General features: G+C 66.8%; 14 protein-coding genes. 5 read left to right on the forward strand and 9 right to left on the reverse strand.

Annotated features, from left to right (window positions below; translation table 11 throughout):
* Positions 1 to 249: 249 nt before the first annotated feature.
* Positions 250 to 2,898, forward strand: coding sequence for a GH92 family glycosyl hydrolase (locus F3J10_RS07835; protein ID WP_167241824.1), 2,649 nt, complete (start codon positions 250 to 252; stop codon positions 2,896 to 2,898).
* Between the two features lie 57 nt (positions 2,899 to 2,955).
* Here F3J10_RS07835 and F3J10_RS07840 read toward each other — a convergent pair whose 3' ends face one another.
* Complete coding sequence (locus F3J10_RS07840; RefSeq protein WP_167241825.1) at positions 2,956 to 5,838, reverse strand: glycoside hydrolase family 2 TIM barrel-domain containing protein; 2,883 nt, start codon at positions 5,836 to 5,838, stop codon at positions 2,956 to 2,958.
* Positions 5,839 to 6,331: 493 nt separating this feature from the next.
* Between F3J10_RS07840 and F3J10_RS07845 the strand changes: the two genes are divergently transcribed.
* Positions 6,332 to 7,249, forward strand: coding sequence for a haloacid dehalogenase type II (locus F3J10_RS07845; RefSeq protein WP_240155468.1), 918 nt, complete (start codon positions 6,332 to 6,334; stop codon positions 7,247 to 7,249).
* 116 nt (positions 7,250 to 7,365) lie between these two features.
* Here F3J10_RS07845 and F3J10_RS07850 read toward each other — a convergent pair whose 3' ends face one another.
* Entirely contained in the window at positions 7,366 to 8,025 is a 660-nt protein-coding gene (locus F3J10_RS07850) for a peroxiredoxin-like family protein (RefSeq protein WP_167241826.1), read from the reverse strand.
* Positions 8,026 to 8,132: 107 nt separating this feature from the next.
* Between F3J10_RS07850 and F3J10_RS07855 the strand changes: the two genes are divergently transcribed.
* Positions 8,133 to 9,044 (forward strand): LysR family transcriptional regulator, encoded by a 912-nt coding sequence (locus F3J10_RS07855; RefSeq protein ID WP_167241827.1) that lies wholly within the window; start codon positions 8,133 to 8,135, stop codon positions 9,042 to 9,044.
* Positions 9,045 to 9,101: 57 nt separating this feature from the next.
* Here the strand turns inward: F3J10_RS07855 and F3J10_RS07860 are convergent, their stop codons facing one another.
* Positions 9,102 to 10,001 (reverse strand): EamA family transporter, encoded by a 900-nt coding sequence (locus F3J10_RS07860; protein WP_046575017.1) that lies wholly within the window; start codon positions 9,999 to 10,001, stop codon positions 9,102 to 9,104.
* 151 nt (positions 10,002 to 10,152) lie between these two features.
* On the opposite strand from F3J10_RS07860, the gene F3J10_RS07865 reads away from it, so the two are divergent.
* Together F3J10_RS07865 and F3J10_RS07870 are read left to right on the forward strand one after the other, a co-directional pair.
* Positions 10,153 to 11,109 (forward strand): AraC family transcriptional regulator, encoded by a 957-nt coding sequence (locus F3J10_RS07865; protein WP_167231104.1) that lies wholly within the window; start codon positions 10,153 to 10,155, stop codon positions 11,107 to 11,109.
* A gap of 224 nt (positions 11,110 to 11,333) precedes the next feature.
* A complete protein-coding gene (locus F3J10_RS07870; protein ID WP_025102217.1) occupies positions 11,334 to 11,966 on the forward strand; it encodes a trimeric intracellular cation channel family protein in 633 nt (210 codons plus the stop codon).
* A gap of 38 nt (positions 11,967 to 12,004) precedes the next feature.
* Here the strand turns inward: F3J10_RS07870 and F3J10_RS07875 are convergent, their stop codons facing one another.
* The 6 genes from F3J10_RS07875 to F3J10_RS07900 form a co-directional block, all read right to left on the reverse strand.
* Complete coding sequence (locus F3J10_RS07875) at positions 12,005 to 13,138, reverse strand: DNA alkylation repair protein (RefSeq protein ID WP_240155470.1); 1,134 nt, start codon at positions 13,136 to 13,138, stop codon at positions 12,005 to 12,007.
* Between the two features lie 68 nt (positions 13,139 to 13,206).
* A complete protein-coding gene (locus F3J10_RS07880) occupies positions 13,207 to 13,911 on the reverse strand; it encodes a YafY family protein (RefSeq protein ID WP_025102219.1) in 705 nt (234 codons plus the stop codon).
* A 141-nt stretch (positions 13,912 to 14,052) separates the two neighbouring features.
* Positions 14,053 to 15,135, reverse strand: a complete 1,083-nt coding sequence (locus F3J10_RS07885; protein ID WP_167241828.1) for a DUF6708 domain-containing protein — start codon at positions 15,133 to 15,135, stop codon at positions 14,053 to 14,055.
* 3 nt (positions 15,136 to 15,138) lie between these two features.
* Entirely contained in the window at positions 15,139 to 17,775 is a 2,637-nt protein-coding gene (locus F3J10_RS07890) for a T6SS effector BTH_I2691 family protein (RefSeq protein WP_167241829.1), read from the reverse strand.
* Positions 17,762 to 18,934 (reverse strand): histidine kinase, encoded by a 1,173-nt coding sequence (locus F3J10_RS07895; protein ID WP_240155472.1) that lies wholly within the window; start codon positions 18,932 to 18,934, stop codon positions 17,762 to 17,764. Before F3J10_RS07895 ends, F3J10_RS07890 begins: the two co-directional genes overlap by 14 nt.
* Before the next feature lie 334 nt (positions 18,935 to 19,268).
* Positions 19,269 to 20,301 (reverse strand): PLP-dependent aminotransferase family protein (locus F3J10_RS07900; protein WP_167241830.1); only part of this gene is annotated, 1,033 nt, incomplete at its 5' end.

Raw genomic sequence — 20,301 nt, forward strand, 5'->3', positions numbered from 1 at the left:
ACATCCGCGATCGATAAATCAGGCCGGAAAAATTCGATAAACAGCCAATCCGTGCGGCAATTCTTTCCTGAAGGGAATCCGCACGGCTGGGGGAGCCTTTGCTCCGGCCAAACCCATGCGGCATCCTCGTCATGCGAACCAATACTACGGATTCCTACCATTCATCCGCACTCGCGCGCCTGACGACATGCAATAAGAATCCGGGCCATGCGCCCTCGACAAGCAGTTGATACAGAGACGGAGCAGACGATGAAACTACGAAACATGCTTGGCATCGGCGTCGCGGTGGTATTGGCCGGCTGCGGCGGCGACAACGGCGACGCGGGCGGGATCGGCGTGGCGCGTTCAGGCGCGGGGGCCGCCGACACCAACAGCAGCAACAGCACGCAGACAAGCGGCAGCAACACGCCGGCCGACACGGTGGACACCGCCCAGTTGCTGCGCAGCGTCGATCCCATCATCGGCACGGCCAATCTCGACATCAAGGCGAACTGGAGCAGCGGCATTCGCGGGCACGGCCACACCTATCCCGGCGCGACCGTGCCGTTCGGCATGGTCCAGCTCGGCCCCGACACGACGGGCGGCCCGAGCGCCCTGCCCTGGGACTGGGACCGCACCTCGGGCTACCAATACGACGATCCCAACATCACCGGCTTCACGCATACGCACCTGTCGGGCGCCGGCATCGGCTCGGGCGGCGAGGTGCGCTTCCTGCCGACGCTCGCGCCGGTCGACGCGGCCACGCTGGCCAGCATCAAGGGCAGCTCGGTCACCTACAACGCGCGCTTCAGCCACGCCGACGAAAGCGCCAGCCCCGGCTACTACCGCGTGCGCATGGCGCCCGAAGGCACCGGCAAGACGCCCTGGAACGTGAAGGGCGCGGCCATCCTCGCCGAGCTGACGGCTACCGCCCATGCCGGCGTGCATCGCTACAGCTACTTCCCGAGCGCATCGACGCAGAAACGCGCCATGATCGTCAGCATCGCCAGCCCGATCGGCGGGACGCTCGCGAGCGGCAAGATCCAGGTGATCGACGAGCGCACCATCGCCGGCTGGCAGATCACCAACAACTGGGCCAACAACAAGCCGACCTATTTCATCGCGCGCTTTTCGCAGCCCTTCGACAAGCAGGTGAATTTCAGCGCCGACGGCAACACCGCCTACCTGAGCTTCGGCGCGGCCAATGCGGGCGACGCGCCGCTGACCGTGAACGTCGGCATCTCACCGTCGAGCGTGGCCGACGCCACCGCCAACCTCGCCGCCGAAGTGGGCGCCAAGCCCTTCGACGAGGTGAAGGCCGGCGCCGAACAGACCTGGGCCGCCGCGCTCGGCCGAATCCGCATCAAGGGCGGCACCGACGACCAGCGCACCATGTTCTACACCTCGCTCTATCACGCGATGCTCGGGCCGACGCTGTACAACAATGCCGACGGCAGCTATGTCGGCATGGATTCGAGCAACAACGGCAGCAGCTCGCCGCCCACCACCAGCAAGCATGCGGCACCGGGCTTCGATTACTCCTCCTCGTTCTCGCTGTGGGATACGTTCCGCGCGCAATCGCCGTTGATGACCCTGGTGCAGCCGGAGCGCGTCGACGGCTGGGTCAAGTCGCTGCTCACGCAGTTCAAGCAGAACGGCAAGGGCGAGTTGCCGGTCTGGCCGCTCGCGCAGACCGAAACCTTCACGATGGCCGGCCACCCGGCGATTCCGCTGATCGCCGATGCCTACCTGAAGCACCTCACCAGCGCGAGCACCGACGACATCTGGACCGCGCTCACCACCACCCAGGGCGCCAGCGCCCATGGCTTCGACCAGTACCGCAGCAAGGGCTACGTCTACTCGGGCGACAACGCCTCGGTCTCCACCACCCAGGACTATGCCTTCGACGACTGGGCCACGGCCCGCGTCGGCCAGGCCGCCGGCAAGGGCGATTCGGCCTGGCAGCCCTACCTGGCGCGCAGCGGCAACTATCGCAACGTCTACAACCCGACGAAGTACAACGGCTGGATCTTCGCGGTGCCCAAGAGCGGCTCGGGCAACTGGTCGAGCAACTTCGACCCGGCCGCGGCCGAGAAGACCGATTACTCGGAAGCGAACTCGTGGATCGACACCTGGAACGTCTTCCACGATTTCCCCGGGCTGATCTCGGTGCTCGGCGGCAAGACCAGCTTCAGCGCGCAGCTCGACCAGGCCTTCAATCCGAAGAACCCGCTCGGCTACCTCAACGGCCAGGGCTTTCCGGACCTGACCGGCCGCATCGGCCAGTACGTCGCCGGCAACGAGCCGGCCAACCAGATGCCCTATCTCTACGACGTGGCCGGCACGCCGTCGAAGACGCAGGATCTCGTGCGCACGGTGATGGACGAGCTGTACTCGCTCACGCTCACCGCGCGCGATCGCGGCGAACTGAGCAGCAGCAGCCTGAAGACCGCGCAGGACGATCCGCGCCGCGTGCGCGCCTCGGGCATCCCCGGCAACGACGACTTCGGCCAGCTCTCGGCCTGGTACGTGCTGTCGGCGATGGGAATCTATTCGCTCAACCCGGTGGGCGGCGTCTATTACTTCGGCACGCCGCTGTTCGAGGAAGCCAGCATCGACATCCCGAGCGCGAGCGGCGGCGCGAACGGCAGCGCGCTGAGCTTCCAGGGATCGCGCAAGTTCAGCATCACGGCGCACACGGCGAACGGCGCGCCGCCCTCCTCGACCAATCGCTACGTGCAGTCGGTCACGCTGAACGGCACGCCGCTGCATCGGCCCTACATCACGCATGAGGAGATGGCGGCCGGCGGCAAGCTCGACTTCGTGATGGGCTCGACGCCGAACGATGCCTGGATCGCGCAATGGGATGGCCGCGATCCCAACACGGCATTCGCGCCGCCGCCGGCCTCGCGACACTGAGTCGGTGAAACGCACAGGCGGGCCCGGGACAACCGGGCCCGCCTGTTTTTTATCGCCTCAGCACTTGCCGAACGTGGCCACGGCCGGCGCGACGTCGAGCGCCGCGTCGTTGAAGACCACCGGCACGCCGCCCAGGCTCAGCCTCGACCTGGCACGGTCGAGCTTCCAGCCGTCGACACGCAGCGCCGCCGACGATATCGGCTTTCCCTTCGCATGCGGGACGTCGATCACGACGCGCCGCCTCGCGCCCGGCAGCAGGTTCAGGTAGTTGTCGCTGTAGAAGGCCGGCAGGATGCGCTCGCCGCTGGCACGGTCGAACAGTTGCAGATGCGTCATCAGCGCGATGCTGCCGCCGATGTTCGCCACCTCGACCGTGATGCGCGTGCTCGTTTCGTCCGGCTCGTCGGACGAGGCCTGGATCGAGACGGCAGCCGGCGTGATCGTGTCGAGCGTCACGTAACTGCTGTCCGCGCCGCTCTTCTCGTACCAGTAGAGATTCTCGGCAAGCGTCGTGCCGCCGGCATCGCGCAGGATCAGCGCGACCAGGCACACGGACGAGGCAGCGCCCGCGATCAGGGTACGCAGGTTCGCCACCACCTGATACGAAGTCGGCGCCACGCCCGCGATGCTCGGCGTGGCGACGCCGACCAGCGAGCTGTCGAGGTTGTAGACGCGCGCCTCGAGGCTGCCGCCCACCGGCTTCGCCGTGTGGTTGGCGATCGTCAGGTCGAAGCTATTCGCGTCGAGGATCGCGTTCACGCGGCGGCAGCCGTGCTGGACCGCGAAGAAGGACGAATGCTGCTCGAGATCGTGGCTGTACATCTGCCAGACGAAGCTGGGCTGGGCCGGATTCGTCATCCACATGATCACGCCGGTGGCGGGCGAGGTGATCGCGCCCGCCGCCGGGCCGATCATCACGGCCGCATTCGCCTCGTAGATCGAGCGAATGCATTCGTAGTTCATCATCTGCGCCTTGCGCACGAAGTCGGCGAGATTGCGGATCTCGCCGTAGCGGAATGCGGTCGCCGCGATATAGCCCGCGCCGCCCTGCTTGTAGCCGACCTGCGGGTAGGTGGCGCCGTTGCCGTTCATGTCGCGATCGGCCCAGTAATCGTCGGGGCATTCCCACGACGAAGGCGGCAGCATCGACTTCACGAACTCGAGCGTCGGGATCGAATGCGAGCCCACCTCGTTGTGGAAGGCCGTGGCGGTCCTGCCGTAGCTGCGCGTGAAGGCCGATTTGGGCGTGGTCCAGTTGTAGGGCCCGCCCGAGGAATAGCCGTTGACAGCGCCCGCGCCGGTATCGCCCGCCGAGCTCGTCAGGCACAGCCGCTTCGGGTCGAGCTCCTTCACCAGCGCATCGAGCCCGCTGACCAGCGCGGCGGGCGGCGAACCCTCGTTGCCGCCGCACCAGAGCAGGATCGACGGATGGTTGCGGAAATGCACGATCACGTCGCGGATATTGTCGAGATCGCGCGCCACGTTGGCCGGCCCCGCGCCGTTCGCCTCGGTCGAATAGAAGAAGTCCTGCCAGACGAGGATGCCGTAGGCGTCGCAGGCATCGAAGAAATCGCGGCTCGTGCTCTGCCCGTTCCAGTTACGGATCAGGTTCAGGTTGGCGTCGCGATGCAGGCGCACCTGGTTGAACAGACGCTCGCGCGGGATCCGCTTGAGCGCCTCGTCGAGGCCCCAGTTGCCGCCCATCACCAGGATCGGCAGCTTGTTGACGCTGATGCTCAACTGCTTGCCCTGGCCGATGTCGCGCGAGTAGTCGATGCGGCGCAGGCCGATGTTCACGCTGCGCGTGTCCGATACCTGGCCCAGCAGCTCGATCGACACCGAGACCGCGTACAGGTTCGGCTCGCCATAACCGTTCGGCCACCAGAGCTTCGGGTTCGACAAGACCAGCTCGGGAACCTCGGCGGGCGTGAGCGTGATCGTGCTCGGCTGGTCCGCGGCGGGGATCGAGATGGCGCGGCGGAACGCGATGTGTTCGCCGATGCGCCCCGTCACCGTGGCCGCGACCGTGGCGCCCGAGCGATTGTCGAGCGAGAGGTCGAGTTGCAGTTGCGCGCTGCCCAGGTCGTCGGAGAGCGTGCTGTCCACGCGCAGGTCCGCGATGCGGATCGCGCCGGTGCTGAACCAGGACACCGGCTGCCAGATCCCGAGGTTGCGATCGGGAATCGTCGGCAGCCAGTCCCAGCCGGCCGAGCAGAAGAAGCTCGGGCCGTTCTTCAGCGTGATGCCGGTCGGCCCGCCGTTGCGGCCGCCGCGCGTCACGCCGCTGCCATAGCTCGGCTTGAGCGGACCTTCCGAGAAGTCGAGCTTGATCGCGCGCACCGCCAGCCATGCCTCGCCGCCGGCCGGCGCGACCAGGCGCGTGACGTCGAAATAGCCGTGCTTGAAAGCACCCGCCAGCGTGCCGACCTGGCTGCCGTTGAGCCAGATCTCGGCGCGGTAGTTGACGCCATCCAGGAGCAACCACAAGTGCTGCCCCGCGCGCAGCGGCGGTGTCGCGAAGCGCGTGCGATACCAGTAATCGGTGTCCTTCAGCGTGTCGGGAATCGTGTCGGTCACGATCCGGCCGTGGAACGGATCGGGATACTTGCCGTTGGCGAGCATGCTGTCGAGCGCGGTGCCGGGCACCGTTGCCACGGACATGCCGGCCGGCCCTTGCGGGCTCGAGAGCTGCGCGCCGCCGAGCGCGGGCTGCTCGGACGCGGCGACGAAGGTCCATTGACCGCTGATTTCGCGCGAGGCGGCGAGATTGTCGAGCGGCGTGGCGGGTGGTGTGCCGGGCGGCGTGTCGGGGACGCCGCGATGATCGTCGGCGACGGGAGCGACGGGGTCGGTGCCGTCACCATTGCAGCCGGGCAGGCAGGCGCTCGCCACCAGGGCCGAGCTGTAACCGAGGAATTTTCGACGCGGTGCCGATGGCATGTCGTTCTCCAGTCTGGGGTTGGAACTCACGAATTGCTGGCGCAAGACGGCCCGCTTCCCTCGCTGAATCGCGATTGACGAGTTGTTTAGGTGTTTTGATGAAACAGCATGGTAAACGCGGCCAGGATCAGTATTGTTTTGCGAAGCAGTCGCGCACACCTGCGTTAACCCTTGGCGCATGCAGTTTAGTTTTCGGGGCTTCGCTGTTTTGTGTCGAATCGGCGGGATTGGATTGAATTCGATTCTCGGAAATTGGCAATCGATCGAGGATTCTTGGCTTCGCCTTTGTATTCGCATGTATCCGCGAAGGCTCCCGATACTTGCAGATACAAAAGTGCCCTCTCGCGACACAAACGCCATACGTTCCGGTACTCCAATGACGATGCCTGATCGGTAGTTGCCGCGGCTTCCGCCAAGGTGGCCCTGGCTGAGTTTCGGTCAATTGGTTGTATCTACAACACCGTGGGACGCATCCCTCAAAGGTCCTTGCCTCATGAACACTCGACGCAGTCAGTCTTCCCCCCGCCTGCAAGCGGCACATGCCTCCACCGCACAGACGGATTCCAGCGGCGGCGATGCCGTCCGGCTCTCCCGGCGCGGCCTGCTCGTGGCGGGTGTCGCCGCCGCCTTGACGCCGAGCGCGTCGGTCCTGGCCCAGTCGATGCCGTCCGCCGGCATGCCTGTCAGCAGCGCGCCCGCCGGACGTAACGGCATCAAGGCGCTGGTGTTCGACGTCTATGGCACCTGCACCGACTATTGGAGCAGCATCGTCGAGGAGGGCCGCGCGCTGAGCAAGGCGCGAGGGCTGGAAATCGACTGGCCCGCCATCGCCACCGAATGGTCGGGACTGATGCTGGCCGGATTCAAGGCGATTTTCGATGGCCAGCGCCCGTGGCAAAACCTGGCGGCATTACGGCTCGACGCGCTGGAAAGCACGCTTCGACGGCATGGCCTGGACAGCGCGTTGCAGGCGGATCTCGAGAACCTGAACGACATCTGGCAGCGATTGCGCACCTGGCCGGATGTCATTCCCGGTTTGCGGCGCCTGCATCAGCCCTATCTGCTCGCCACCCTGTCGAACGCGGACATGGCCGACATGGCGGTGCTGGCGCGCGTGCGCGATTTCCGCTGGGATCTGGTCATGACGGCCGAACTGGCCAGGGCCGTCAAGCCGGCGCCCAAGGTGTACCAGATGGCGCCGACCTATCTCGGCCTGAAACCCGAGGAAATCATGATGGTGGCCTGCCACAAACCCGATCTCCTCGGCGCGCGCGGGCAAGGTTTGCGCACCGCCTTCATCCGCCGGCCGCTGGAGGCGGGCCCCGGCGGCAAGGTCGATACGCAGCCCGACCCTCGCTTCGACCTGGTGGCCGACAGCTTCACCGAATTGGCGGACTTGCTCGGGGCCTAGCTGCTTGAATGGTGCGCGCGGCAGGGACGGCGAGCGGTTGGCCGAGCCCTGGGCCGGAACAACAAGGCGGAGGCGTTCAGCGAGAAAAACACGGCCATGCTCGCCCCCGCCCCGCATCACACCATTCCCGCCAGCTCGCGCAGCGTCGGCAGCAGCTCGCTCGGATCCGGCCGCCGCGTGTAGTCGGGGCTCACCTCCGCATAGGCGATCCGGCCGTCCCGCGCGATCACGTAGCGCGCCGGCATCGGCAGCGTCCAGCTCGGCTCGCCGTTGATGACGGGCAGGTCCACGCCGAAGCCGCGGTAGGCCTCGATCAACTCGTCCTGCATGCGGAAACGGATGCCGAACGCATCCGCCGTCTTGCCGCTCTCGTCGGCGAGGATCGGGTAGCTGAGCTTGTTCTCGCGCTGCGATTTAAGGCTGTTCGGCGCGGTCTGCATCGAGATCGATACGAGATTCGCACCCAGTGCGCGAATTTCGGCCGCCGCCGCCTCGATCGCCTGCAAGTCGATGTTGCAGTAAGGGCACCAGACGCCGCGGTAGAACGTGACCACCAGCGGCCCGCGTTCGAGCAGCGAGGCCGACGAGACCGGCTCGCCCTCGGCGCTCGCGAGCGTGAAGACGGGCGCCACGTCGCCGACCTTCAGCGAGCGCCCGGCCTGCCCCGACGCGATCAGTTCCTCGGTGGTTCGATGGAACAGCTCGACGACCTGGGCCGGCGCGACCTTGGTCTCGAAGTGCGATTTGAATGCATCCAGCTTGTCCTGCAGTTTCATGACTGACTCCCGGTTGGTGCGCCGTGGATGGCGCGTGAAGTCATGGTGATTCATTCACTGGACAACCGGTAGAATGGCCAATCGACTTTCAGTTATTCGCCAAACAAATGAATGACAAGCTATCAGTGCTGCGGCTCTTCACCCGCGTCGCGCGCATGGGGAGCTTCACGAAGGCCGGCCGCGATCTCGGCATCAGCCAGCCTTCGGTGTCGCGGCAGATCTCGGAACTCGAGGCGGAAGTGGGCGCCGCACTGTTCGTCAGGAGCACGCGCGCGGTGAAGCTGACCGATACCGGCGCGGATTACCTGTCCCGTGTCGATGCAATCCTGGAAGCGCTCGACGAGGCGGACCGGGTCGCGCGCGGCACGAGCGAATTGCGGGGCCACCTGCGCATCGCGCTGTCCACCAGCTTCGGGGTGAGGGAAGTCATTCCGCGGCTCGATCGCTTCATGGCCGACCATCCTGCGCTGCGGATCGACCTGCGCATGGCCGACGATCGGCAGGACCTGATCGTCGAAGGCGTCGACCTGGCATTTCGCTTCGGAACCCTGAGCGATTCGAACGCGACCTCGCGCCTGATCGGCCGTTCGCCACGCATGCTGGTGGCGGCACCGGCCTATCTCGCGCGAGCGGGAACGCCACGCGATCCGGCGGAACTCGAGCGGCATGCCTTCGTGCTCGGCCCGTCGAGCGCGGAATCTCTGGGCGCGACCTTCCGCAAGGATGGGCAGGCCATGACGTTTCGCGCCGACGGGCGCCTCTCGACCAGCGTCAACGAAGCCGCCACCGCCGCGGCCGTGGCCGGCCTCGGCCTGCTGACGATCGGCTCGTGGGGTTGCCGCGCCGAACTCGCCGACGGGCGGCTGGTGCCGCTGCTCACCGACTGGCAGCTCGATCCCGTCGAGGTTCACGCGGTCTTTCCGGCGGGGCGGGCGGCGCGGCCCGCCGCGCGGCTGCTGGTCGATTACCTCGTCGCCGAGCTCGCGCCGATTTCGACCGCGCCGCGCCGCGCGGGTTGAGGCGCGGGCCGGCGGGAACCGGCCGCGGCGCGATCATCGCCACCCGGCCGCGCCCCCTCAGGCCAGCCCGCGCCGCCGCAGGAACAGCTTGCGCCCCAGATCGAAGGCCACCAGGTTCCCGGCCACCACCAGCACCAGCCCGATCACCGCCAGCGTCGACCAGCGATAGCCCTCGAACAGCGTCGACGCGCTCAGCGCCACGAACGGGAACAGCACCGTGCAGTAAGCCGCGCGCTCCGGCCCGATCCGGCCGACCAGCATCAGGTAGGAGGTGAAGCCGATCACCGAGCCGGGCAGCGCCAGGTAGGCCAGCGCGCCGAGATAGCGCGGCGTCATCTCGGGCACGAAGGACAGCCCCGCCACGGCCGAGCCGAGCGTGAGCACCGCGGCACCGATCAGCATCGCCCAGCTGTTGGTGGTGAGCGGGTGCAGCCCCATCGCCTGCATCCGGCTCGACAGCAGGCTGCCGGTGGAGAAGCACATGGTGCCCGCGAAGGCGATCACCAGGCCGCGCCAGGTGGCCGCGTCGCCGAGATGCCCCGCCATCTGCTGGTAGAACAGGCAGCCGATGCCGACCAAGCCCAGCAGCGCGCCGGCGATCGCGGTGGGCTGCAGCGGCCGGCCCAGGAAGATCCGGCCGTTGATCGCGTTCAGCAGCGGCGCGATCGAGAACACCACGGCCACCAGCCCGCTCGGCACCACGCGCTCGGCGTAGTAGAAGCACAGAAAGTTCAGACAAAAGAGCGCCACGCCCTGCGCGACCAGGAAGCGCCAGGCCTCGCGCGGCGGCCGGATCGGCCGGCGCAGCACGCGCAGCAGCAGGAACAGCACGGCCGCGGCGATCCAGAAGCGCAAGGCGATCGAGATGGGCGGCGGCACGCTGTCGAGCTGCCATTTGATGGCGATCCAGGTGGTGCCCCAGATCAGCACGGTGACGGCATAAAGCAGAAGATTCATGAGACGCGGCGGCAGGAAAAAGGTGAGGAAGCGGGAATCGGTCGATCCCCGGCAGCTACTGTGCCGCCGCCCATGCCCGGCCACTTGTCCGGAATTGCGGTCTTTCTGTGACGGCCCGGCGCGGCCGCGCGCGCGCCCCTATACTGCGCACATGAGTTCCGTCCGCCCATCCGCCCCGATCCTCGTCGAACCGCCCGCGTCCGCCTCCGAGCTGGCCGGCGCGGCGGAGCTGCCGTTCGGCCTGCAGTCGGTCTGCCGCACGCTGGCCGAGGCGGATGCCCGGCTCGAACGCTTCGCCTGGCTGGGCGACCACCTCGCGATCGCCGAATGGACGCGCGAGACCGAGATCGCCGAAACCGTCTACGAGCAGCCCGGCCATCACACGCTGTCGTGCTACCTGGCGGGCGGCTATCGCACCGAGCGGCAGCGGGTGCCCGGCTACGGCGCGCCGAGCCGGCTCTGCGCGCTGCCCGGCGACCACGAATCGCGCTGGTGGGTGCGCGGCCAGATGCATTTCATGCACCTGTACTTCCTGCCCGAGCACTTCGCGCGCCGCGCCGTGCGCGAGCTGGACCGCGAGCCGCGCGAGCTGGAACTGGCCGATCGCACCTACTTCGAGGATCCGCGCATCGTCGAGCTGTGCCACTCGCTGCTGCTGGAAAGCTGGGACGACGTCGACGGCCGCCTGCGCGCCAACGAAACCGCCCACGAGGTGCTGAGCCGGCTGCTGCGCGAGCAGAGCGTGGTGCGCAGCGGCGTGCCGCGTACCGGCGGGCTGTCGCCGACGGTGCGCCGGCGCGTGCGCGATTATGTGGACGCGAGCCTCGGGCAGTCGATCACGCTCGGCGAGCTGGCCGATCTCGCCGCGCTGTCGGAATACCATTTCGCGCGCATGTTCCGGGTCTCGTTCGGCGCGCCGCCGCATGCCTGGATCGCCGAGCAGCGGCTGGCCCGCGCCCGCGAACTGCTGCGCGGCACCGCGCTGCCGCTCGCGCAGGTCGCCGAGCAGTGCGGCTACGCGAATGCCGCGCATTTCAGCCATCGCTTCCGCGACGCGCACGGCGTGGCGCCCACCGTGTTCCGCAAGGCCCTGCTGGGCGGCGCCTGAGCCCCTGCACGGCTGGGCCGGCGCCCGCGCCGGGCATCGACGGTTGCAGTTTTCGAGCATCTGCCTATCATCGTTACCTCGCTCAAGCTCCGATCGACGATGATTTCCCCGTTCTCCCTCCCGACCAGCGCCATCGCGCTGCCCTCGCCGCGCCCGCGCGGCCGCGCCGCCGGCCTGCCGGCGGCTTGCCGAACCAGCCGCCGCGCGCCCTCGGAGCCGCGCGCATGAACGGCCACGTCGCCTACACGCTGCTGGACCTGACCGGCACCTTCGCGTTCGCGATCAGCGGCGCCGTGGCGGCCCGCCAGCGGCGCCTCGACCTGTTCGGCGTGGCCTTCGTCACCTTCATCGTGGCCTGCGGCGGCGGCATCGTGCGCGACGTCTGCATCGGCGCCGTACCGCCGGCCGGCCTTTCGAACTGGAGCTACCTGGTGGTGTCGCTGGTCGCCGCGGCGCTGACCATCGCCGCCTACCAGAAGGTCCGGCGGCTGCGTTATCCGGTGCTGCTGTTCGATGCGATCGGGCTCGGCATGTTTGCCGTGGCCGGCGCGCAGAAGGCGCTGGCCTACAGCGAGAGCGCCGAGGTCGCGATCCTGCTGGGCATGTTCAGCGCGGTGGGCGGCGGCGTGATCCGCGACGTGCTGCTGTCGCGCGTGCCGGCCATCCTGCAGCGCGAGATCTACGCGCTGGCCGCCCTGTTCGGCGCGACCGTCGAGGTCGTCTCGCTGCGCACCAACTGGCTGCCGACGCTCGCGCCCTGGCTCGCGATCGGCTCCTGCGTGGCGATCCGGCTGTCCTCGCTGTACTTCGGCTGGCGGCTGCCGGTGTTCGGCTCGCGGCAGACCGACGGCCGCTGAAGGCCAGCCCGGCGCCGGGCCGCCCGGCTCGACTCAAATCAGCAGGCGAGGTCGAAATGCGCCTGCGCCACCACCGCGCCGTTCACGATCAGCTCGACGCCATGGCGCCCCGCGTAATGCGTGCGCGTCGTGAAATCGCGGATCCGCTGGCTGCGCACGATATCGATGCGCTGCCCCGGCGCCAGCGTCAGCTCCCTGAGCTTGAAGACCTTGTGCGCGGTGCTGCCGTTCTTCTTCACGTAGCCGATCCGGTAATCGACCACCAGCCGCTGCGCGTCCGGCGCCGTGGACACCAGCTCGGCGGCCAGCGTGACCGTCTCGCCGAGTTCGATGCGCGCCGGCGTCACCGCGAACGGCACCGCTTCGATCCGCGCCGCGCCGCTCGCGCCGAGCAGCGCCAGCGCCCGCGCGTCGCCGCGCTTGACCAGCGTGCGCAGCGCATGCCGGACGATCCAGCGCGTGCCGGCATCGGCGACGCCCCATGCGGCGGCACGTTCCAGCACCCAATCCGGATGCAGCTTGGTGACGTCGTTCAGGTGGTTGGCCACCGAGCGGCGCACGTAGTCGCTCGGGTCGGCACGCAGATTGTCGAGGATCGGCGCGGCCAGCGCGGGATCGGCCTCGATCTCGCGCAGCCGGAACGACCAGGGCAGGCGCGGCCGGCTGCCTTCGCTGGCCAGCCGGCGCACGGCTTGGTCCTCGTGCCGGGACCAATCGCGCAGCGTGGCCAGCGCCCGCCGCGGATCGTCGCGCAGGAATTCGCGCACCGCGAATTCCGAGGTGCCGAAGCGCGTGAAGAAGGCCAGCGCCGCCATCGAGCGATCGAAGTCGTGACGGCCGAACTGGCCGACGTAGTCGGGCGCGACCATCGCCAGGAAACCGCCGCCCAGATGCGGCGCGGCTTCGGCCAGCAGCGTCAGCACGGTGTCGTAGCCGCCCGGCAGCGCTTGCGCGCCGGCCTCGATCGCGAGGCTGGCGCGACGCACGCGCGCCATCAGCGACAGCTCGTCGAGGCCATCGAGCGCGACCGCCAGGAAGCGCCGCGTATCGAAGCTGCGTTCGATCAGTTTCAGCGTGGAGAGCAGCGAACGGAATTGCCGTTCGCCCATCGAGTCCTTGAGAAGGACCGGGGAATCGAGGGAATCAGGGGAATCGGGAGCCTGGGTGGACATGGCGCGGTGGCCGCGCGGAGAACCGCGCGCGCGTGATCGGAAAGCCCGCAGCTTCGCCGATCTCGCTGTCAGTTTTTGTCAGGAGACTGCAGGGACAGCGCCAGTTGCGCATGCAGCCCGCGCATCAGGGCCGCGCGCCGCGCCGGGTAGCGATCGAGCTCGGTGGCGGCCTGGATCCGGTCGGTGCGGAAGGTGCGGAAGGCTTCGCGCAGTTCGCACCAGGCGGCCAGCACGCGCGCGTTGTCCATGAAGCCGATCTGGACCGGCCAGACGATGCGATGCGACTGGCTGCCGGCCACGTCCACATAGACGATCTCGAGCCGCCGCTCGGCACGGATCGCCGCGCGCAGCCGGCCCAGCTCGACCACGTTGGCGGGAAACGAGGGCGCGGGCGGCCCAGGCATGGCGAGCGGCGCGTCGAGGGTCGCGCCGGCATCGGGCGGCAGCACCGCGGCGATCTTGGCGAGCGCGGCCGCCGCGGCCGTCTTCAGGATCTCGTCGCCGCGCTGGTCGACATAGTGGAGCCCCAGCACGATCGCCTCGATCTCCTCGCGCGCGAACATCAGCGGCGGCAGGAAATGGCCGGCGCGCAGCAGGTAGCCGACGCCGGCACTGCCCTCGATCGGGGCGCCCTGCGCGATCAGTTCGGCGATGTCGCGATAGATAGTGCGCTCCGACACGGCCAGCTCGGTGGCGAGCTGCGCCGCAGTGACGGGGCGGCGCCTGGCACGCAGCAGTTCCAGCAGGTTGAGCAGACGTCCCGAACGTGACATGGCGGGCTCCCGGTGGCGTGTAGGTCGCGTTGCCGGTTGGCGGCCGGCAACGTGCCCGGGATTGTAAGGGCTCGGGGCGGGAGAGGGAGGCTGGTTAGTTGCTTTTAGTGGGAAATCCGGGTTGGTGGCCGGGTTCGTTTTTCACGATGCCGCGCGCTGGGCGGCAAGTGCTCGGGACGGGTTATCCAACCAGGCAGCGGCGTGTTTTTCTCCATCCGGCTCGCCGGCCCAATCCCGTACCCGGGAGTGATCGTCGTCGGGGTAGTCGCCACGCTTCTGGGCCAGTATCGTTTCGGCCCAGCCGATTGGCGTTCCTTGTCGCGGTTCCGCGTAGGGATCGTCAGGGGCGATGGTGGACAGGTTCGCGATCTCGTCGGGCCAGATCGGCGCGCGGCAAGTGGCGTTCGAGATCATTCGCATCAAGGTGAAGAAGAGGACGGGCGGCATCACCAGCAAGCGCATGAACGCCGGCACGTTCATGCCGAAGTCGTATAGCGAGAAGAGGAAGGATTCGCGAGGTGTTTCATGCCGAGTGTGGAACAGCATGGGTTTGGGCAGGTCCCGCGGGCCGTCGTTCATGTAGCGGCACCAATAGTTCCATTGCGCCAGCGCCAGACGGGCTTCCGTTTTTTGCCACTCGCGACCGATGGAGAATGCCCGCGTGACCTTGCCTTGTTCGTCTACCGTGTAGTGGCGGATGTGATAGTACGTGCCGTATGGCGTGATCTCGCGATGAAGGCAGAAGATCGATTCCTCCGTCCAGGGTGCTTCCCAGACGATATCGCCTTGCCCTGGCTTCGAGAAAAAACGGCGACGCCGGATCGCGTAGATCTTGCGGGTCGCGCGGTGAAGGCGGATGGGACGGTAACGCAGGCCAAAGAACAGGTTGGGGCCGAGATACCAGACAGTCGGGCCAAAAAGCAACAAGGGCAGAAACGAAAGCAATATTTCAACCATGCCGCCCCATGGATAACGAATGAAGGTCAGCCAATAAATATATGGACCCATACCCAACGACAAAAAAGCCATGAGCACGCCCATGACGACCCATTGCTTATCCAGAAGAATTGGATCGATCACGTCCATGAATTTCGAATTAATACTGAATGTCGACCCCAAATCCTTGATTTCAGGCCCAACTGATTGATTAATCGAGAGCCGATGCACCTGATCCCACGCTGGAATAGCACCACCGGCACCTTTCCTGAACAGTCGCTCGTCCATGCCTTAGCGCTCCACGGCGAAATTGAAGGCCTTCAACTCCTCATCCAACGAGCGATAAGCTGGCGTTTTACTGAACTTGCAACGTGCCATCCATTCAACGATCGCGGTCGACTCCACATGAACAACCACGACGCCGATGGCAATCGAAACCACCAGAATCGGCCACAGCGGAGGCAACCATGCACCAATGAGCGGAATTGATGAAACAGCCGGAGAGAGCGCAATGTACATACCAAGAATTCCACTCGATAGATAAAGGGCCGCTACATTCTTCTCGTGATTCCTCAAGGCTCCCGGTGCCTTTCCAAACAAATCCACGCCCGAGACGAAAACACCCGCGAGCGCACCGATCCATCGCCCGGCATGCGCCGCCACTCCCGCTGTCTTCCTGTTGAACCACGCCCAATGCTTCATGATGAAATCCGAAAGCGGATGCACGGGCGCCTTGATGAACGTCTCCGAAACCGTCTCGACGATATTGCCCAGGATGACAACCACCGAGCCGGTCAGCTTCAGCAGCGTTTCGTCGTAGTTGAAGCGATCGCTCTCATTGAAATCCGCATACGCAAACCGCAACGCAACGAGCTGAAAAATCGCGGTGGCGACGCCCTGGTGAAACTCGACCGGCGACGATGCTCCGAGCCATTTGCGCGTCACGTCCACGCCAGGCAGCTTGATGGCCTTGACTTCACTCGCCTCCAGCTTGCCCGCCCTCACCCACGCATCGGTATCGATCGCATAGGCAAACACGGCGGGATCGGAAGGCGGTGCCGCCTTGAAGACCTCACGACGGATATTGGCGGCGGCGGCCTGCCGCGCCAGGCGGTCGCCGTCCAGCTTCAAGCCCAGCGCCTCCCCCTGCTTGAGCACCCAGGTGCGCATCTCGATCGGCGTGAGACCCGCGGCCTTGATCGATACGCCCGCGTGCATCGACAGCCGGATCGTCACGAAGCCGGCAGCCACGCCCCTCGCCCCTTTCGCCAGCACATCGACGATCGTGTTCGCCGTGGTCACAACCAGCCGGTCCCGCAGATTTCCAGCCGTTCCGAACTGCTCGATATTCTCGATGGACGCCTTGTAGAGGTTCAGGATGTTCTCGTACTGAATATCCGAGCCGCGCACCTGGGCATCGGCGGCCGCCATCAGCGTTTCCTGATTGAACAGGAGCGCGCGCACGTACAGGTTGCGAGTATCCGAGGCCTGGCCGTTCAACCAGTCATCCAGCACCTTCCGGCATGCTTGCGTACCGGCAGCCGCCCCGATCGATTGCGCACACGATTCGCTGTATGCGTACCCGCTGCGCAAATCCCGCATATCGTGATTACCCGTCATCCAATCGGCGAGCAAGCTGCACTTGAGCCACTCGGCATGTGCCTGCACGAGAGCCGACCACCCGGGCTTGAACGCATCGAGCGCGCGGGGATACTCGTCCTTCCGAAAACGCTCCAGCGCCTGTGTGTCGATCACGCTCACGGGCTTTCCGTCGCGGCCGATCAACGGCTTGCCGTCCGGCCCCATCCTGGCGCATGCCGCGGCCCATGCCTCGTCGGCCGCTTCCAGCTCGGCGGTCGGGATATCGTCGATTTTCCGTTGCTCGGCCCTGGCGGCCCTACCGGCGCTGCCGGTCGCGATCCACCTGCGCACGAAGCGATAGAGCCCGGCCAGGTCCGCCGCCGGCTCTCCCGGCGCGCGGACCACGGCATTGAGAGCATTGGCATCGGCGATACGTTTCGATATGCCGTAGCCAAGCCCGGCACTGGCCTTCGCATTGGCCCGAATGCCCGCCTCGGCACGCTCCAGGAGCTGCGCCGACACGTACTTCCAGTAAATCCCCGTGTCGAAACCGTTGTGCGAATCAGGGATGGTCAACTCGGCAAGATCATTCGCGATGCCGAGGGGATCGTTGACGGCAATCACGAAACCCTGCTTCAGCGGCGATTCGGCCATTACCTTGGCGATGCGCGCATCCGCATGGGTTTGACGCAGACGGATGTCGTCATTGGGCGCGCAATTGCTGAAATCGAAGGCTTCCGCCATGGCGCGATGGTCCATCGCGAAATGCGAGATCCCGCCACGCACCGCCTCGAATTCCCCCGTATGGGCAGCGCCGCCGGCGATCATCGCCGACACATCGATGCACTGCATATGCAGCTTGCGCCAAGCGATATCCTCGATCTTCTTGAAGACCATATCCCGAGTCCAGCGCACATTGGACCATCCGATCCAGAGTTTCGTGGCCTCGTCGTCACCAGGCGTGTGTTGGATGCTCACGCAGAGGCCGTAGGATTGCGGATAGTCGTCACCGAGCGGACAGAGATTCGCGGTCAGGTTGTATTTGGCGCTGTTGCAGGGCGGCGGCGCGATGCCCGGCGGAAATTTCCATAACGTGCCGTCGCCCGTCACCATGTAGGCACGCAGAAGCTTGCGCTTTTCGTCGTAGGTGTAGAGGTACCCCCCTCGCAGCGAACGCAAGGTGTATCGCGCCGTCGCGACGTCCTGCGGCGCGCGATCGTCGACTCGAAAATTTCCGGACAAGGCGGGGACCTTCGCCGCGCCGCGAGGGCAGGCGATCGCATAACGAACGGGATAGATGAGCAACGAGTCACGATCGCAGATCGGGCAGCCCTTACGTATCGACATGGCGTGTCCCTCGTGCCAGGTTGTGCGACGGCGCATCGGATTGGCCGCTTGAGGCCGGAGCGCCGCCCCACGGCGCCAAGCGTTCCCGCACCTCGAACACGCCTTCCAGGTAGTCGGCGTAGCGATCTCGCAGATAAGCAAGCGAGGCGGCCCGGTCGACCTGCAAGTCGAACTTGTCCAGGAAGAACTGCAGGCGGGAACGGTTCTCGTCGAGGATCTGCGCCCAGGTCTTCACCTGGATCGTCACGTTCGCCTTCGCGTAGATCAGACCGGTATCGTCCTGGGCGAGTGCCTCGGCATAAGGCGCCAGTTCGTCGCCGATCACCCAGAAATTCCAGTTCACCTTCACCATCGAAAAGCGAGGGTCGCGCATCACGCTGAAGGCATAGGCCTGGATCTGCGTGATCTCCTCCGAGCCGATCTTCACCCGCGGCGCCTTCAGCTCGACGATCAGATGCGACAGGCCATTCGCGCGATGCGACCGGGTCGCCTTCGACAGCATCAGGTCGACGATGCCGCGCGTGCGCGAGACATGCTTCACCGGCGCGTCGATGACGAGATCGCGGCCCAGCCATTTCCGGTGCTCGGCCAGCACGGCCGTCAGCGATTGATCGTCGACCGACAGGCTGTACTCCTCGCCGAACAGCCAGCAGTTCTCCGCGACGATGCGATGCAGCTGCGTGCGCTCCTTCAGGCGCCGTTTCGGTTCGGGATCGAACAACAGCACTTCGAGCCCCGCGATGAAACGCAGGCGCTCGGAGACGACCCGGGTCGCGCCGACGATCGACGACAGCGAGGTATCGCGCAGCAGATGGGCGAGCTCGTCGCGCTGCGGCTTCGGCAGGCGCAGCACCTCGTCGAGGATGAGCTGCAGCGACTCGGGGCTGGTCTCGATCGCCTGCCTCAGCATGCGAAGCTGGAACGCCTTGCTGCGGCGCTGGATCGCGTCGAAGCCAGGAAGATGGCGGGCGATATGCACCGCCACGATGTCGAACACCTGCCGCTCGATCTGCTCGATCGAGGTGCCCGGCGCCTCCGGAAACGGATAGACCTGCTCGGCCTTCCATTCCTCCACCACGGCCCGCGCCTGCGCGGCCGCCTGGTCGAGGTCCTGGAATGCCTGCGGCCGGGTGCCGGCCGGATCATGCTGCGTCGTCATGCGATGCTCCCGAAATGCGACCGGCGCTGGCCGCCGGCCTGGGTGGATCAGGAATGGCATCGTCGCGTCGCCTGGAATCGGTGCCGCGCGCCCGAGCCGGCGCCACGCGTCGGACCTGGGGCCGGGACGATTCCTTGTCGCGAATAGGAAGATGGGGTTGCCGGACGAATGCCGGCATCGAGATGAACCGGGCAAGCCGGATCGCAACGATGCACCGGGTTGAAACCGAACCGGCAGCGTAACGAACCTGAAAAGAGATAGCCTTGCCGACGATCAAGCGGGAAACGTATGGCCCGCGACCTCGACGCGCATGATGAAGCGCGCCGTGCCGGGCCTACTTCGCGGCGGCCACGATCACCGCCGCCAAGCGCCGCGCCGCCGCCTCCATCACCGCCTCGTCATAGCCCCCGAAGCCGAGCACCAGCCCGGCTCGCGCCGTGCCCGGCGCATACATCGGCGACACCGGCCGCACCGCGACGCCCGCCGCCAGCGCGGCGGCCGCCACGCGGCGATCGTCGAGGCCCGGCGCGAGCCAGAGCACCAGGTGCATGCCCTGGTCGCTCGGCTCGCGCCAGGCCAGTTCGGGCGGCAAGGCCGCGTCGAGCGTGGCGATCAGCCGGGCGCGGCTCGCCGCGTAGACGCCGCGTACGCGCCGGATGTGCCGGTCGAGATGGCCCTCGCCGATGAAGGCGGCCAGCACGTGCTGGTCGGCCTCGGGCGGATGGCGGTCCATCAGCACGCGCGCGCCGCGAAACGCGGCGACCAGCTCCGGCGGCACGATCGCGTAGCCGAGCCGCAGCGAGGGAAACAGGATCTTGCTGAAGGTGCCGAGATAGACCACGCGCCGCGGGTCCAGCCCCTGCATCGCCGGGAAGGGATGGCCGGCATAGCGCAGCTCGCTGTCGTAATCGTCCTCGACGATCCAGGCGTCGCGCGCGCGGGCCCAGTCGAGCAGCGCGTCGCGACGCGCCACGCTCAAGGGCATGCCGAGCGGGTACTGGTGCGAGGGCGTGACGAAGGCGGCGCGCGCCTCGGGCGCCAGGCGCAGCCCGGCATCGACGTCGAGCCCTTCGGCGTCGACCGGCACGCGCACGATGGCCTCGCGCCGCCCGGTGCTCTCGAGGATCGCGGTGATGCCGCGATAGGCCGGGTTCTCGACCCAGGCGCGCTCGCCCTCGCCGAGCAACACCTGGGTGGCCAGGTAGAGCCCCTGCTGGGTGCCGCTGGTGACGATCACCTGGGCCGCCTCGCAACGCACCGAGCGCGCGCGGCGCACGTAAGCGGCGATCGCCTCGCGCAAGGCGTCCACGCCGCGCGTGTCGCCGTAGCCCGACGGCGCGGCCGGGCCGCGAGCGCGCAGCCGGTTG

Source organism: Burkholderia sp. Cy-637, assembly GCF_011753175.1.
In the GTDB taxonomy this organism is placed as follows: Bacteria; Pseudomonadota; Gammaproteobacteria; order Burkholderiales; family Burkholderiaceae; genus Burkholderia; species Burkholderia gladioli.

Excerpts from the sequence above, each read along its gene's own strand:
- F3J10_RS07835 (WP_167241824.1), top strand. The coding sequence starts at position 250 with ATGAAACTACGAAACATGCTTGGCATCGGCGTCGCGGTGGTATTGGCC.
- F3J10_RS07840 (WP_167241825.1), bottom strand. The coding sequence starts at position 5,838 with ATGCCATCGGCACCGCGTCGAAAATTCCTCGGTTACAGCTCGGCCCTG.
- F3J10_RS07845 (WP_240155468.1), top strand. The coding sequence starts at position 6,332 with ATGAACACTCGACGCAGTCAGTCTTCCCCCCGCCTGCAAGCGGCACAT.
- F3J10_RS07850 (WP_167241826.1), bottom strand. The coding sequence starts at position 8,025 with ATGAAACTGCAGGACAAGCTGGATGCATTCAAATCGCACTTCGAGACC.
- F3J10_RS07855 (WP_167241827.1), top strand. The coding sequence starts at position 8,133 with ATGAATGACAAGCTATCAGTGCTGCGGCTCTTCACCCGCGTCGCGCGC.
- F3J10_RS07860 (WP_046575017.1), bottom strand. The coding sequence starts at position 10,001 with ATGAATCTTCTGCTTTATGCCGTCACCGTGCTGATCTGGGGCACCACC.
- F3J10_RS07865 (WP_167231104.1), top strand. The coding sequence starts at position 10,153 with ATGAGTTCCGTCCGCCCATCCGCCCCGATCCTCGTCGAACCGCCCGCG.
- F3J10_RS07870 (WP_025102217.1), top strand. The coding sequence starts at position 11,334 with ATGAACGGCCACGTCGCCTACACGCTGCTGGACCTGACCGGCACCTTC.
- F3J10_RS07875 (WP_240155470.1), bottom strand. The coding sequence starts at position 13,138 with ATGTCCACCCAGGCTCCCGATTCCCCTGATTCCCTCGATTCCCCGGTC.
- F3J10_RS07880 (WP_025102219.1), bottom strand. The coding sequence starts at position 13,911 with ATGTCACGTTCGGGACGTCTGCTCAACCTGCTGGAACTGCTGCGTGCC.
- F3J10_RS07885 (WP_167241828.1), bottom strand. The coding sequence starts at position 15,135 with ATGGACGAGCGACTGTTCAGGAAAGGTGCCGGTGGTGCTATTCCAGCG.
- F3J10_RS07890 (WP_167241829.1), bottom strand. The coding sequence starts at position 17,775 with ATGTCGATACGTAAGGGCTGCCCGATCTGCGATCGTGACTCGTTGCTC.
- F3J10_RS07895 (WP_240155472.1), bottom strand. The coding sequence starts at position 18,934 with ATGACGACGCAGCATGATCCGGCCGGCACCCGGCCGCAGGCATTCCAG.